The sequence below is a fragment of the Alteromonas sp. V450 genome, assembly GCF_001885075.1.
Taxonomy (GTDB): Bacteria; Pseudomonadota; Gammaproteobacteria; order Enterobacterales; family Alteromonadaceae; genus Alteromonas.
In genome coordinates, this window is record NZ_MODU01000004.1 from 3,279,240 (window position 1) to 3,294,520 (window position 15,281).

At 45.5% G+C, this 15,281-nt stretch carries 9 protein-coding genes and 1 pseudogene; 4 read left to right on the forward strand and 6 right to left on the reverse strand.

What is annotated here, in order from left to right:
* Positions 1 to 5 precede the first annotated feature (5 nt).
* The 3 genes from coxB to BK026_RS14395 form a co-directional block, all read right to left on the reverse strand.
* On the reverse strand, positions 6 to 1,169 hold the full coding sequence (coxB, locus tag BK026_RS14385) for a cytochrome c oxidase subunit II (RefSeq protein WP_071816472.1): 1,164 nt from the start codon (positions 1,167 to 1,169) through the stop codon (positions 6 to 8).
* Between the two features lie 592 nt (positions 1,170 to 1,761).
* Positions 1,762 to 2,388, reverse strand: a complete 627-nt coding sequence (gene lexA, locus BK026_RS14390) for a transcriptional repressor LexA (RefSeq protein ID WP_071816473.1) — start codon at positions 2,386 to 2,388, stop codon at positions 1,762 to 1,764.
* A gap of 97 nt (positions 2,389 to 2,485) precedes the next feature.
* Positions 2,486 to 4,771, reverse strand: coding sequence for a diguanylate cyclase (locus BK026_RS14395; RefSeq protein WP_071816474.1), 2,286 nt, complete (start codon positions 4,769 to 4,771; stop codon positions 2,486 to 2,488).
* 202 nt (positions 4,772 to 4,973) lie between these two features.
* Between BK026_RS14395 and BK026_RS14400 the strand changes: the two genes are divergently transcribed.
* Together BK026_RS14400 and plsB are read left to right on the forward strand one after the other, a co-directional pair.
* Positions 4,974 to 5,453 (forward strand): GNAT family N-acetyltransferase, encoded by a 480-nt coding sequence (locus BK026_RS14400; protein WP_071816475.1) that lies wholly within the window; start codon positions 4,974 to 4,976, stop codon positions 5,451 to 5,453.
* An 85-nt stretch (positions 5,454 to 5,538) separates the two neighbouring features.
* Positions 5,539 to 7,992 (forward strand): glycerol-3-phosphate 1-O-acyltransferase PlsB, encoded by a 2,454-nt coding sequence (gene plsB, locus BK026_RS14405; protein ID WP_071816476.1) that lies wholly within the window; start codon positions 5,539 to 5,541, stop codon positions 7,990 to 7,992.
* Between the two features lie 233 nt (positions 7,993 to 8,225).
* On the opposite strand, the gene ilvA is transcribed toward plsB, so the two are convergent.
* Together ilvA and ilvD are read right to left on the reverse strand one after the other, a co-directional pair.
* Positions 8,226 to 9,773, reverse strand: coding sequence for a threonine ammonia-lyase, biosynthetic (gene ilvA, locus BK026_RS14410; protein ID WP_071816477.1), 1,548 nt, complete (start codon positions 9,771 to 9,773; stop codon positions 8,226 to 8,228).
* On the reverse strand, positions 9,773 to 11,623 hold the full coding sequence (gene ilvD, locus BK026_RS14415; RefSeq protein WP_071816478.1) for a dihydroxy-acid dehydratase: 1,851 nt from the start codon (positions 11,621 to 11,623) through the stop codon (positions 9,773 to 9,775). Before ilvD ends, ilvA begins: the two co-directional genes overlap by 1 nt.
* Before the next feature lie 441 nt (positions 11,624 to 12,064).
* On the opposite strand from ilvD, the gene BK026_RS14420 reads away from it, so the two are divergent.
* Together BK026_RS14420 and BK026_RS14425 are read left to right on the forward strand one after the other, a co-directional pair.
* Positions 12,065 to 12,682 (forward strand): trimeric intracellular cation channel family protein, encoded by a 618-nt coding sequence (locus tag BK026_RS14420; RefSeq protein WP_071816479.1) that lies wholly within the window; start codon positions 12,065 to 12,067, stop codon positions 12,680 to 12,682.
* A 203-nt stretch (positions 12,683 to 12,885) separates the two neighbouring features.
* Positions 12,886 to 14,359 (forward strand): annotated as a pseudogene (locus BK026_RS14425) (YifB family Mg chelatase-like AAA ATPase).
* A gap of 20 nt (positions 14,360 to 14,379) precedes the next feature.
* Here the strand turns inward: BK026_RS14425 and ilvY are convergent.
* Positions 14,380 to 15,252 carry an HTH-type transcriptional activator IlvY gene (ilvY, locus tag BK026_RS14430; protein ID WP_071817686.1) on the reverse strand — a complete coding sequence of 291 codons (873 nt, stop codon included), beginning with the start codon at positions 15,250 to 15,252 and terminating at the stop codon, positions 14,380 to 14,382.
* Positions 15,253 to 15,281: the final 29 nt, after the last annotated feature.

Genomic DNA, 15,281 nt, shown 5'->3' on the forward strand with positions numbered 1-15,281 from the left:
CGCTCCTAGTTTCCTGTTGCTATGGCATTAACATCTTTCGCTTGCACCATATCGCCAGTGTTATTGCCCCACGCATTTCTTTCGTATGTCACTACCGCTGCAATTTCTTTAAGGCTAAGCATTTTGCTGAACGCCTGCATAGCGGTACCTGACTTTCCGTTTAATACTATTTCTATATGTCCTTTTTGATCTTCAAGCGCCATTTTGCTGCCTTTTAGCGCTGGGAATACGCCCGGTAGCCCTTCACCATTAGGCATGTGACACGCAGCACATGTGGCGTTATAAACACGCTCGCCTTCTTTCATCAATTCGTCCATAGACATGTTCATCGATAAGAGGCGTTGTTCCTCTTCCTTCGCTTGACGCACAATTTCTTCTTGTTCGCTCATCCACGCGTCAAATTCAGCAGGCTCTTTAGCAATAACGACTACGGGCATATAGCCGTGGTCTTTTCCGCATAATTCGGCACATTGACCTCTGTAGATCCCTGGTTCGTTAACGTTAGTCCAAGTTTCATTAATAAAGCCTGGGTTTGCGTCTTTCTTAACTGCGAAATCGGGCACCCACCACGAGTGGATAACGTCATCAGAGGTAATCAAAAAGCGAACTTTTTTACCTGTCGGAATAACTAACGGACGGTCCACTTCAAGCAGATAGTTGTCAGTTTTTTCGAATTTGTTCTCTATTTGCTCTCTTTGCGTAGCAAGCAGGGAATAAAACTCAACGTCACTATCCATATATTTGTAGTGCCACTTCCACTGAGAACCCGTAACCAATACCGTCATATCCGGTTCAGAGGTGTCCTCCATTGCGATAAGCGTATTGGCAGCAGGAATGGCCATAAAAATAAGAATAAGGAAAGGAACAACGGTCCATGCAATTTCAACTTTTACATTTTCGTGAAAGTTGGCGGGCTTGGCGCCCCTGGACTTTCTATGCAAGTACATTGACGCGAACATTACGCCAAAGACTACAACAGCAATACCAACACAGATAAAAAACATAAGCATATGCAGATCGTAAACCTGCCCACTTATATCTGTCGCGCCGCGTCGTAAATTGACAGAGGAGTTTTCTCCTCCTGAATCTTGCGCGAACACAGAAAAAGAAAAAAACAAAAGCGATAAGCGTATTAGCCCTTTTGTTATGACGGTCGTTACTTGTTTCACTCAGCACCTCCGTAATGGTAGAACCATTAACGCTAAATGTTGATGCGCGCTGTCCCTACCAGATGGTTGCGAACGTTTGACCCATAACCTCAATTTGTAAAACAAATTTAGAGTCATTGTTATTATTTTGTTAATCTCTGCTTAAGAATTGCGCAATAATGACGTGCCGTCTAGTCTTTTCTGTTAAAAATTTAACGAAACGGTTAAAATTTAATCAAACTATGCTGTACGTTATCCTTAACACTTTCGAAGTTACCCCGGCGTTTGGTCAAACGACCGTATTTTTAACACAATGAATTAGAAACTAGACAAAAAGCTTTCGATAACAAAAACCTTCCTGAAATCAAAAGCTAACAGAGAAAAGAAAGGCGAATTAAATAAGCCAAATAAGTTTAGCGATGTAAAAGAGGGGAAAGTTGCAGTTCGGTGCTGTCACTGCTTTGCGGATAAAATTGCTACTAGCAGCCTTTATTAAGAAACACATAATCCCATGCTAACTTAGGAAATTTGCACTAAATCAGGGCAATTAACGCATAAAAAAAGCGGCTATATTGCCGCTTTTGCTTAAAGGTCATAAATTGAAATTAAGGGACTACATCCAGTCAGCGTTTCTAATAACACCAACCGCTATCCCTTCTATCGCAAAAGGTTCCGAAGCAAGGTCAACTTTGATTGGAGAAAACTCTTCATTTTCAGCGTGCAGTAAAACCTCTGCGCCTCGTCGTTCTAGACGTTTAACCGTGACGTCTTCGTCAACACGCGCAACAACCACCTGTCCGTTGCGAACGTCTGTAGTTCTGTGCACTGCCAACAGGTCACCATCTAAAATGCCAATATCTTTCATACTCATTCCGCTCACGCGAAGCAAAAAGTCAGCATGAGGACTAAATAATGCAGGATCCACCTTGTAATGCGATTCAACGTGCTCTTGCGCCAGAATGGGTTCGCCTGCTGCAACGCGCCCAATTAACGGTAACCCCTCTTCTTCCGCGCTTTCGTCGTCTAATGGTATGTTTAGCTTTATACCACGCGAGGTTCCAGGCAAAATTTCTATCACACCTTTACGCGCTAGTGCTTTAAGGTGCTCCTCAGCAGCGTTCGCTGAGCGAAAACCAAGCTCTCTGGCAATTTCCGCTCTCGTTGGCGGCATTCCCGTATCTTGCATCGTTGTTTTGATTAGTTCTAAAACTTCTGATTGTCTAGCTGTTAATGGGCGCATAAAAGACCTGTCTGTTCATACAGTTCCTGTAAGTATATACACCTAAAAATAAATCACAAGCGGTATGTGCGTTGTAAGTGTTTGACGCCTGCTCTGATTATTGTTGGCACATCACGCGGTTGCGGCCCATTGTTTTTGCTTGGTAGAGTAATTTATCAGCCTGGGAGAGGAGATGGCTAAAATCGACATGGTAAGTACTATCAACAAACATAGCACCTATACTAATTGTCAGTGAAATACTATCTTTCTTATATTGTACTTTGCACTTCTCAATTGCTTCACGAAGCTTATTGAGTCGTTCAACTTCCTGGTCTCGTGTTTCGAAGACAGACACTATCGCAAATTCTTCTCCGCCTAACCGCGAGACAATATCTGGCTCAACATAAAACTCGTCAATTAAGTTCGCCACCGCAATTAGCGCCTGATCGCCTGCGTCGTGACCATAGGTATCGTTGACTTCCTTGAAGTGATCAATATCAATAACTGCGACACTCACTTGCTTATCTTCATGGGTCAATGCTTGGCACTTTTCAACAAACGCTCTTCGATTATACAAGCCGGTAAGCGAGTCCGTCATCGCCAGACGCCGCAGTTTTTCCTCTGCAACGGCTCTTGCATCCTCAAGTTCGACAGCGTAAAACAAGCCCGCTAATGCATCTAGCAACGGCTGTAAAAAATCCGCGTCAGCGTGGGTATATGGCTCGAATTTATTAGCTAGACCTATCATGCCAACAACGCGCTCTTTCACTGAAATGGGCAAGCCCAAAAATCGGCTTATTCGAGGATGGCCGGCAGGGACACCTTTAGAATGGGGGTGGCTACCTGCGACGTTGCTAATTGTCATCTTGCCAGAGGTCACTACGCTGCCAAAAAGGTTGTCAAAGTTAGAGAAGTACAGATTGCGCTTCTTGTATTCATTGTATTGCGTTAAGCTTTCACTGTCCCAAGTGATTTCTGATATTGCATGTACGAACAGTTTTGGCTGTGTATCCTGATCTTTCATTTGCGCAATAAACGCAAACTGGCTGTCTGAAATATCAATCAGCTCGGGCAATATTGTCTGGCAAGCAAGAGTTAGGTCGTTATTTTGCAAATATGATGCCCGGGCTTTGTTAATAAATTGGAGAAGCTGTGTTTTCTTTTTCTCGTGCAGCTCTCGCTCCATGCGTTGAGTAATATCTCGGTGGATCCCCGCTATCCTTACTGGCTTTCCAGCCTCATCCGTTTCAACGGTCTTTCCATAGCTTTCTACCCATACCCAACTGCCATTCGTATGCTTCATTCGAAATGTTGTGTTGAAGACTTTACTCTTGCCCGTCAGGTGCTCATTTAACATTTTCTCCACGTGAACATAGTCTGCGGGGTGAATAAGCTGGCGGAAAAAGCGCGAACTCGTGTCGTAGTATTCATACTCTAGACCCACAATATCGCACCACCGTTTATTCACTTGATTTACATCAGCTTGTAAATTCCAATCCCATGTTCCTAACTCAGAAGCTTCAAGCAGCAAACGCATGCGCATATTCGTTTTATTAAGCTTATCTTCAACATATTTTTGATCGCTGGTATCAAACAAAAATGCTTGCACTGAAAAAAGCACACCATCGTCTTTAAAGTTGGCAGTGGATATCATGCTCACCCAAATAGTGCGCGTCGGCGTCGAAATTTGCAGTCTACACGTGTGACTCTCTACGCCTTCCATGTGCGCCTGCATCGCAAACGTAAAATCAGCTTCGGTATGATTGGTGAGAATATCGTTGATTTGAACAATCCCTGTGAGTAAGTCATTACTATCAACACCAAGTACGCGCTCGCAGTTTTTGGAAATATGAACAAGTCTCAATGTTGTGTCGTAGCGCCACGTTGCTAGCACAATTGGCGATTTTTCAATTAATCCATGCTCTCGCTTGAGCATTTCATGTTCGCGGGAAAGAGAAATATGCTGACTTACCAGGCCACCAATCCGATTCAGGGCGTCGATTTGTTTAACATCAATTTCTCTAGGCACATTGTCAATTAGACAAACCGCTCCGATAACTTGTTCATCAACTTCAATAGGGGTGCCCGCGTAAAAGCAAATATTAGGTTCACCTGTCACTAGCGGATTATCTTTAAAACGCTCATCTTTCGACGCATCGCTTACCACCATTGCCTTTTTAGAAGCGACCACATGATTACACAAGGTATGTTCTCGCGGCAGTCGTGTAATGGTAGTGCCGTAGCTGGCCTTAATTACTTCTTCAAATTCACCAACTATTCCGATAAAAGCAATGGGGACTCTATACGCCTCGCCTAAAATCATCATCAAATCGTCTAAATCTAATGGCAATTCACTGCTTAGCATAAAGTCATCGATGGTTTTCAAACGGATTTTTTCATTCATTTACGTGCATTCTTATCACAATCGGCTTCTATAAAGGTAGTTGAAACCCACGCTATCGCAATGTATGCCCTATGCTTAGAATTTCATCGGGATTATTTAAAAGTTAGGTTATCCGTCGAAAAAACACGGTCACTTGCTTTTATTTGGTTTTACCCCATATCGATCGGAATAGTTCGTTACGACTCGATAAGCGGTGATTACCATGCTCACCTTTCAGCCATTTTCAGATGACCTGGCCCCCTATTTCGATACAATCAATCGAGAATGGATCAGCCAAATGTTCACGTTAGAGCCTGTTGACGAGCGCGTTATAACTCGCCCTAAGGCTCAAATTATAGATACCGGCGGGCACATTTGGTTTGCGCTCCACAACGAGCTTGGTGTGGTCGGGACATGTGCGCTTATGAAAAAAAAAGAGGGCGTGTTTGAACTAACTAAAATGGGTGTAGTCAGTAGTGCAAGAGGGTTAAAAGTTGGCGAAGCGCTATTAAGACACGTTTTGTCACAAGCACCTAACATAGCCACTACCTGTCTATTTCTTTTGACGAATAAGAGGTGCGAAGCCGCTATTCATCTTTATGAAAAAAACGGGTTTTCGCACTGTCCTAAAATCATGCAGGAATTCGGTGGAGCTTACGAGCGTTGTAACGTAGCAATGCGCTTCACAGCAAACCGAGCTTAAACTGATTGATAATAGTCTGAACGCGAGTTTATTCGCGCAGTGTGGTATACTTTGCGCGTTTTTATTACATAGGATCACATAATTCATGTCGTGGATGCGAAAGGCACTCTTATCGGTGTTTCATTATCCCGTTAAGCTTCTGGTAAAAGCACACAGCATACCGGTGAATGTTGAGACAGAACTGGGAATAGACAAAAACAAACCTATTGTTTATTTGCTACCCACTAATTCGATTACCGACCAGCTTGCGCTAAGAATGTCTGCTCAATCATTAGGGCTTCCAAGCCCCACTGAAACGCTTAAATTAGCGGGACGGGAATATTCCTCAACATTGTTTTTACGAAAAACACAGCCCATCTTCCGTGCAGAGGCAAAAGATACTGATATAGAAGCCGTATTTACGGAGCTATTCCACCTTCATCGTGATCACGAGAATCTCGATTTGCAGGTTGTCCCTGTCTACGTAACGTGGGGAAGGGCACCTGGCCGCGGTAATCCCGGTTTAGGTGACTTAATTGCCGACAAAGCGGCACCGAGTTGGCTTCGCAAACTGTTCATCGTTCTCTTTCTAGGGCGCGATAACTTCATCAATTATTCAAAAGCAGTGTCTGCTCGCACAATGTCAAATCAGCACGGCAGCGATCAAAGCATTGCGCATAAACTTGTTCGCGTAGCAAGTACTCACTTCCAGAGAAAGCGGCAAAGTATGACTGGCCCTATGTTGCTGGAACGTCAAGAGCTTAACAATAGCGTATTGGGTTCTGACGCCGTTCGTCGTGCTATCGCCGAGGAATCGCGAAGCAAAAAAGTATCTCACGAAAAAGCAAAACAAACGGCGCAATCCTACATTACAGAAATTGCTGCTGATTATCGCGAAGGGCTAATTCGCTTTGGCGATAGGCTACTTACTCGCATATGGAATAAAATTTACAACGGCATAAGTGTAGGTCATGCTGATCGCATTCGAGAGCTGGCCGCCAATGGTCACGAAATAATTTATGTACCTTGTCATCGAAGTCACATGGATTATTTATTATTGACTTACGTGATATATCACGAAGGTATGGTTACACCTCACATTGCTGCCGGCATTAATCTAAACTTCTGGCCTATAGGAAAAGTATTCCGTCGGGGCGGCGCATTTTTCCTACGTCGCAGTTTCGCCGGAAATAAACTATACACTGCCGTTTTTCGAGAATACTTAGAGTTATTGTTTAACAAAGGCTACAGCGTTAAGTATTACCCAGAAGGGGGCCGAAGCCGCACAGGTAGACTTATTCCACCCAAAACAGGCATGCTTGCTATGACGATCCAGGCTATGGTGAAAGGCGTGAATCGCCCTGTAAGTATAGTGCCGGTCTATATCGGGTATGAAAACGTTATGGAAGTCAAAAGCTACCTTAACGAGTTAAAAGGTTCGAAAAAAGAAAAAGAATCGAACCTTCAAGTGTTTTCTGCAATTAAAAAACTCAAAAATTATGGCCATGGATATGTGAACTTCGGTGAACCTATCCAATTAAGTCAATTCTTAGAAAGTCACGTACCTGACTGGCGAGAATGCCGCGATGCAGAGCCAGAGAAGAAACCCGCATGGCTAACCCCTGCGGTAAATGCCCTGGCAAACGATGTCATGACACGCATAAATCGCGCAGCTGCGCTTAATGGAATGGCTCTGACCTCGTTGTGCTTACTTTCATCGAAAACCCAAACAATGAGCGAATCGGAACTCAAACGGGCACTGAGTGACTTTATGACGCTGTTTAAAGCAGTACCGTTTAGTGAAGATGCAACAGTTCCTGACGTTTCGGCTGAAACGCTCCTACGCGACACGCTAAAACTTGGCCGATTTAACGTTGAAGAAGACGACTACGGTCGACTCATTAGTCCACAGCCAAAGTCAGCGGTTTATTTAACCTATTATCGCAATAATATTTTGCACCTTTTCGCTCTGCCAGGACTAATTATGTCTTCGGTTTTTGCTAAAAAAGGAGCAAGCAAACCCTCTATCCTCCAGCTAATCGCTGCGCTGTATCCCCTTTTACAAAAAGAGTTATTTTTGCATTTATCGCAAGACGAAGCCTTAGCACACACCGACGCGCTCATCACAGCGTTACTCGATAATGGTTTGCTTCGTCAAAAAGACGGGGAATTATTACCACCTGATGCACACTGTAAAGCGTTCAACTCTGCTTGGTTGTTGAGTCGCTGTATGCAGGAGACGCTGCAGCGGTATGCTGTTGTATTGACTATATTGGATAAAGAGAAGGTCATAAGCCGCAGTGCACTTGAGCGAGAAAGCAGGCAAGTTGCAGAGCGTCTTTCTGCACTTTATGGTCTTAGCTCACCTGAATTTTATGATAAAAACGTATTAGCGAGCTTTATAAGCGCGCTCAAGGAAAATCATTGGCTAGATTCAGAGAAAGACGGAAGCTTAAAGTATTCTGAGGAATGTGAAGCATTGCGCGAAGACGTAATGGCGCTGATATGGCCGGAGATGATGCAGCACCTTGAAAATGTTGCGTTAAATTCCGCACATTAATTTAGCCACGCATTATTTTATAAACATCAAACTTTACGAAAAAAAGGCCCATGCGAGTTCGTCTCCATGGGCCTTTTTTTTCATATTTGGAATTATACCATTATGCAATATGACACTTTGTAATGCTCCTCGGTAAACCTGCGCTTAACGTGAAGCAATACAAAGCAAAAACGGGGGTAGAAGCCTTGGTATGCTTCTGCCTAAATGACTTTCATAGCTTTTATGATTACGCCTTACGCCGGTTGTGACAGGAAAAAGCGATACGCTGGGTTATCCGTTACTTCTTCAACCTTGTAGCCTAACTCGGCGACATGCTGGTTAAAATCGTCTCGACTTTCTGGTGCGATATCAAACCCTGCCAGTACTAAACCTTCTGCTGCACCGTGGTTACGGTAGTGAAATAGCGTGATGTTCCACTGTTCACCTAACGTATTTAAGAAGTTCAGAAGCGCCCCTGGGCGCTCTGGAAACTCAAAGCTGAAAACTTGCTCGTTGAGAATAGTTGGCGGACGGCCACCAACCATGTGACGAACATGAAGCTTCGCTAACTCGTTATCGGTTAAATTAACGCAGTCATACCCTTTGCTCTCAAGGTCACTTTGCAGTGCAGCAAACTCTTGCTGACCGCCTTTAAGCTTAACGCCCACGAATATATGTGCTTCACTCTCGCTGGCATAGCGGTAGTTAAACTCGGTGATCGCTTTTGCCCCAACGCACTCGCAAAACTGTTTAAACGCACCTTTCGTTTCAGGAATTTTAACTGCAAATACCGCTTCTTTCTGTTCGCCTAATTCACAACGTTCAGACACGTAGCGCAGGGTGTGAAAGTTGATGTTTGCGCCACACAGAATGCCGCCTAGCTTCTTGTCTTTGAGGTCGTGTTGCTTAGCATATTTGCGAATTGCCGCCACCGACAGTGCGCCCGCAGGCTCAGCAATAACGCGGGTGTCATCAAAGATATCTTTAATTGCTCCGCATATTTCATCATTGGTAACAGTAATGGTTTCATCGATTAAACGATTGCACAGGCGAAAGGTTTCTTGCCCCATCACTTTAACCGCAACGCCGTCAGCAAAAATGCCCACGCTTTCAAGCTCAGTAGGCTCGCCTTGTGCTTTTGCTTTAATGAAACAGGCCGACTCTTCTGACTCTACCGCAACAATTTTAATGCTCGGCTTCAACTGCTTTAGATACACCGCAATACCCGCGGCTAAACCTCCGCCGCCAACGGCAATAAACAAAATATCAAGATTAGGATTTTGTTCTAACAATTCTCGCGCAACCGTACCCTGCCCCGCGATGACATCGGGATCGTCAAAAGGCGGAACAAAGGTATAGCCATGGGTTTCGCACAATGCTTTAGCGTGGTTACTGGCTTGGTCAAAGCTGGTGCCATGCAATACCACATTCACGTTTTCACCGCCGAAGCGACGTACTGCATCTACCTTAATATCAGGCGTAGTTTCAGGCATAACGATAGTCGCCTGAATGCCCTTCATTTTTGCGCTGTACGCTAAGCCCTGCGCATGATTACCTGCCGATGCGCCAATTACACCGGCTTGCAGCTGTTCAACGCTTAACGAGCATATGCGATTATAAGCGCCGCGCAGCTTGAAGCTTTTTACCGGCTGCTGATCTTCGCGTTTAAGAAAAATTTCATTGCCAAGTTCGGCCGAAAGCAGCGACATATAAGACAACTCACTCGCCACCGCAACATCGTAAACCGGGGCAAGCAAAATCTTCTTTAAGTACTCGTGATCGCTAACGTGTGTTGCTGTCATTACAAATTTTCCAGCTTAGTTACATCACGTACTGCGCCTTTGTCGGCACTGGTTGCTAACGCCGCAAAAGTTTTAAGTGACGTGGAAACTTCACGTACGCGATCTTTCGGTTTCCAAGGCTTATCGCTGGCTTCCATTTTCGCGCGACGCTGTGCTAGTTCTTCATCACTAATAGCAATGTTGATGCTTCTGTTAGGGATATCTATTTCAATTTTATCCCCATCTTCCACTAGGCCAATGCCACCGCCACTGGCAGCTTCTGGTGAGCAGTGGCCAATAGACAAGCCGCTAGTGCCGCCACTAAAACGCCCATCTGTTACCAAGGCGCAGTGCTTACCTAACCCTTTAGATTTCAAGTAAGACGTTGGGTATAGCATTTCTTGCATACCAGGGCCGCCACGTGGGCCTTCGTAGCGAATAAAGACTACATCACCGGCTTTTACTTCATCGCCCAGGATACCTGCTACCGCATCATCTTGGCTTTCGTAGATACGGGCTGTACCGTTGAATTTTAGAATAGACTCATCCACACCAGCGGTTTTAACAATACAGCCATCTTCTGCCAAGTTGCCATAAAGCACAGCAAGGCCGCCTTCTTGACTGAACGCATTTTCGATGGAGCGAATACAACCGTTTTCGCGGTCGTCATCGGCTTCATCCCAACGACAATCTTGACTAAAAGCTTTAGTGGTACGAATACCCGCAGGGCCCGCACGATAGAAAGTAATTGCGTCTTTATTCTCTGGGTTGGTGATATCCCACTCACTGATAACGTCAGTAAGCGGTTTACCTAAAACGTGGTTAACGTCGGTGTTCAGCAAGCCAGCCTTGTTTAGCTCATTCAAAATACCTAATACGCCACCCGCTCGGTGTACATCTTCCATGTGATATTTCGGCGTAGAAGGCGCCACTTTACAAAGGTGAGGCACTTTGCGAGACAACCTATCTATATCATCCATAGTGAAAGGCACTTCACCTTCCATTGCCGCCGCTAACAAATGCAAAATGGTATTGGTTGAACCACCCATTGCAATATCTAAGCTCATGGCATTTTCGAAAGCTTTAAAATTGGCAATATTACGCGGCAGAACGCTTTCATCATCATCGCCGTAGTAACGCTTACAAAGCTCAACAATTTGTTTACCCGCTTGTTTAAACAAACCTTCACGGTCGGCGTGCGTGGCTAGCATAGAGCCGTTGCCCGGCAAGGATAAACCCAACGCTTCGGTTAAACAGTTCATGGAGTTCGCCGTGAACATTCCCGAGCAAGAACCACAGGTAGGGCAGGCTGAACGCTCAATTTCGTCGGTATCAGCATCGCTAACCTTGTCGTCTGCTGCCGCTACCATGGCGTCAACCAAGTCCAGTTTAATAAGCTGGTCTGAAAGCTTTGTTTTACCTGCTTCCATTGGGCCGCCAGAAACAAAAATTACCGGTACGTTTAAGCGCATAGACGCCATTAGCATTCCCGGCGTGATCTTGTCGCAGTTAGAGATACATACAATGGCGTCGGCGCAGTGTGCGTTCACCATATATTCCACCGCATCAGCGATGATTTCTCGAGAAGGTAGGCTGTACAGCATACCGCTGTGCCCCATGGCGATACCATCATCCACCGCGATAGTGTTGAACTCTTTTGCAACACCACCCGCTTCCTCAACACTTCTCGCCACCAACTGACCGAGGTCTTTAAGGTGAACGTGCCCAGGTACGAACTGCGTAAATGAGTTCGCAATAGCAATAATAGGCTTTCCGAAATCAGAGTCTTTCATTCCAGTCGCTCGCCATAAGGCACGAGCTCCCGCCATATTTCTACCTTGCGTGGTAGTTGCAGAACGTAACTTGGGCATAAATCCTTCCCGTTAATTTTAGGTGCTAGTTTTAATTGCTAGACCTTATGAAAAACTTAAAAACAGTGGTAAACCAGTAATGCTTTGGCTCAACTTCCAATACGCGCTGTTTTACTCAAAATTGCATGTCATAGTGATGATGTAGCACATCATCAAAGGTAGTTCAAAACGAGGAGCAACAAAGCATGACCACTAACAAATCAGTAGCGCTTTGTTCTATATGATATATTTGACATACAATACCTACGTCCATTGGTATTGTAGTAATGAAATGTTGTTCGTTAGAGGTTATGGCTTTACCTCATCACTTACTATCACGAACTGCTTTCTAAACAGCACGTTTCGATATTGGGCAAAGAAATAGCATGAAACACAAGGCCTGATCAAGTATTTTGCGGTAGAAATAACGAGTTAGTGCAGGCAGTAAAAGGGTAAAAGACAATGTTTGATTGGTTTCATTGGTTAAACTTAGCGGGGGTTGCAGTGTGCGCAATTTCCGGCACTCTGATGGCCTATCAAAAGCGCATGGATGGATTCGGTGTAGTAGTACTTGCAAGCGCAACAGCTATTGGTGGCGGAACACTGCGCGATGTCATGTTAGATGTTCCGGTATTCTGGATTGCCGATACTGATTACTTGTACACCACGCTTATTGCCGCCCTTATTCCTATTGTATGGTTACGGATCAGCCCACGCTTTCCTTTTCATTATTTGTTAATAGCTGATGCTTTTGGGCTAGCACTGTTTAACGTAGTAGGTATAGAAAAAGCGTTAGCCAACGAAACAGGCATGGCAGTGGCAGTGGCTATGGGTACCATTACCGGCGTATTCGGCGGCCTGTTACGTGACGTAATATGTCGGGAAGTACCACTTGTATTAAACGGCGAACTGTACGCAATGACCTGCATTGCAGGGGGCGTGGTTTATGGCATAGGCATGCAAATGGACCTCGCTACACAGTGGTGTGGTATTGCAGCGTTGGTTACTACAATACTGCTTAGACTCGGCGCCATGCGCTGGCATTGGCAGCTGCCGGTTTTCTACAACGACCATCACTAGTGCTAATCTATGCTTGCGGAAAAGGGCCACCACTCGCCCTACTTTGTATGCGCGCTCGACAAATCCCTTCGTTAGTACAGTTACATCCTCGCTCTACTCAACTTAAAGTTTACGCCTAATGCGTTGGCTCAAGCTTTGGCCACGCTGGGGCTTTTACATTTTAAAAGCTCGAACAATAAGTCTGAATAGGGGTTACGTAAATTATGGGCATGGCTGTCGTTAAAACCTTTGCCGGGCAGGGCGTGTCAGCGCCAGAAGTAAGTGTAGAGATTCACCTCGCGAACGGTTTACCTGCTTTTCAATTGGTCGGCATGGCAGAAACCAGCGTTAAAGAAGCGCGGGAGCGGGTACGCAGCGCCCTCATTAACAGTGGTTTTGAGTTTCCCGCAAAACGAATAACCGTTAATTTTTCCCATTGCCGTGGGCATTTTAGCTGCGTCGGGCTATATATCAGACATTAGCCTGCTTAACATTGCATTTGTGGGTGAGCTTGCGTTAAACGGTGAAATAAAGCCTGTTAGCGGGCTTATTCCTGTGGTCATGGCAGCAGCAAACGAAGATATTGCACTTGTGTACCCGGGGGATAACGACGTAGAGGCGGCGTTAGTTTCTCACGCAACGCGATACCCTGCTTTCGATTTACTGTCTGTATATGAACATCTTACCGGCAACAAAAAACTTGCTAAAGGCCAGCCGTTTACTTCGCGAGCGCCTAACAAAACCTTAACAGGGTGGGATGACATTATCGGTCAAGAGCAAGCCAAACGAGCCCTGATTATTGCGGCAAGTGGTTCGCATAATTTACTTATGGTAGGGCCTCCAGGCACAGGTAAAAGCTTACTCGCCAGCCGAATGCTGTCACTATTACCCGATATGAGCGAAGAAGAAGCGCTGGAAGTTGCTGCCATCCATTCAGTGAAAGGCGAAAAACTGCATGCAGACCGATTTTTAACCCGCCACCTGCGCTCGCCCCACCATACAAGTTCTGCCGTAGCGCTTACTGGCGGTGGTTCAAACCCTGTGCCAGGTGAAATATCGCTGGCCCACAATGGTATTCTGTTTTTAGACGAACTGCCTGAGTTTGGGCGAAAAGCACTGGATGTTTTACGCGAACCACTTGAAACAGGCGATGTTCATTTGTCTCGCGCCTCGGGAAGCGCGACATACCCGGCTAATTTTCAATTAGTTGCAGCGATGAACCCAAGCCCGACTGGAGATATTGATGATAACCGGTTGACACCACAGCAACAGCTCAATTACTTGAATCGTTTATCAGGCCCGCTACTTGATAGAATAGATATACAAGTTGAAGTGCCTAGACTACCCGACTACGACCTACCAGAGCGCGCCAATAAACCTGACGATTCGTTACACGCAACGCGAGAGCGAGTGATTGCTGCTCGCCATAAGCAAGGCCTGCGACAGGGCAAATCGAATGGTGCGCTGCACGCGGGTGAGCTTGCCGATATATGTTTGCTTAATGACGCTGATTTACAGTTTCTGCAAGCCGCTGCCAAACAGCTTAATTTGTCTATGCGTGTGTTTCACCGCACGCTAAAAGTGGCAAGAACCATTGCTGATCTTGAAGAAGAAGACGCCGTTTCGCGGGCACATATTGCTGAAGCATTAGGCTATCGCGCTCTCGATAACCTTATAAAACAGTTGAGCGCTAGCTGAGCACCAACTATGCCTTAAACTTACCCACGCGTTTGCAAATTAAGCTGCATAAAGGCGTTAATCAGCGGCTCGTTTTGTTTGTCTTGCAGGCAGCATAAACCGAGGGCATAAGGCTCAATATCTTCAACAGGTATTTGGGTTACAGCATTGGCCATACTGGAGTGATCAAGTACCACTTTAGGCACAAAACCCACGCCACATTCAAGTGCCACCATGCTTACAATAGCTTCATTCCCGCCCACGTAGGCATATACGTTAGGGCGAATGCCATGTTCAGCAAACCAGTGGTAGGCAGTACGCCGAGTTGGCCCAGTTTCAGGCATGATCACCTGATGCTTGGTCCAATCAAGCTGACTTAATTGCGTAAGCCGCCATTCCTTTGGCGCAATAAGCACCAGGGGCACGTTATCAAGGGCGGTAAAATGCAAATCTGTCGGCATATCAGGGGTGTAAATAGCTATAGATAAATCGCACTGTTTGCCTTTAACTTTTTCTATGGCAAGGGCAGGGTCGCCGGTAATAAGGCGTATATCTACGCCAGGATGCTGCTGCCTGAATTGTCTGAGCATAGCGGGCAAATGACTTTGACTGGCGGTAACCGAGCAAAATACGCTGAGCTCACCCTGCAATGCGTCGTTATCTTCTTTTAAATCTACTTTTAACTGCTGCCAGTCTTTCAGCGCTTGCTTGGAAAACGACAGTAACTTATGCCCGCTGTGAGTTAGCGCCACTTTGCGATTATCACGCTTAAATAGCGTACAGCCTAGTTCGTCCTCAAGGCGTTGAATCACGCGGCTTAATGTGGAAGGCGATACATACATAGCTTCAGCAGTTACGCCAAAGTGTAGGCTGGTAGCAAGGTGATTAAAGAGCTGTAGACTACGAAAATCCATATACATTTCACTTTTTGCAATATTATCTT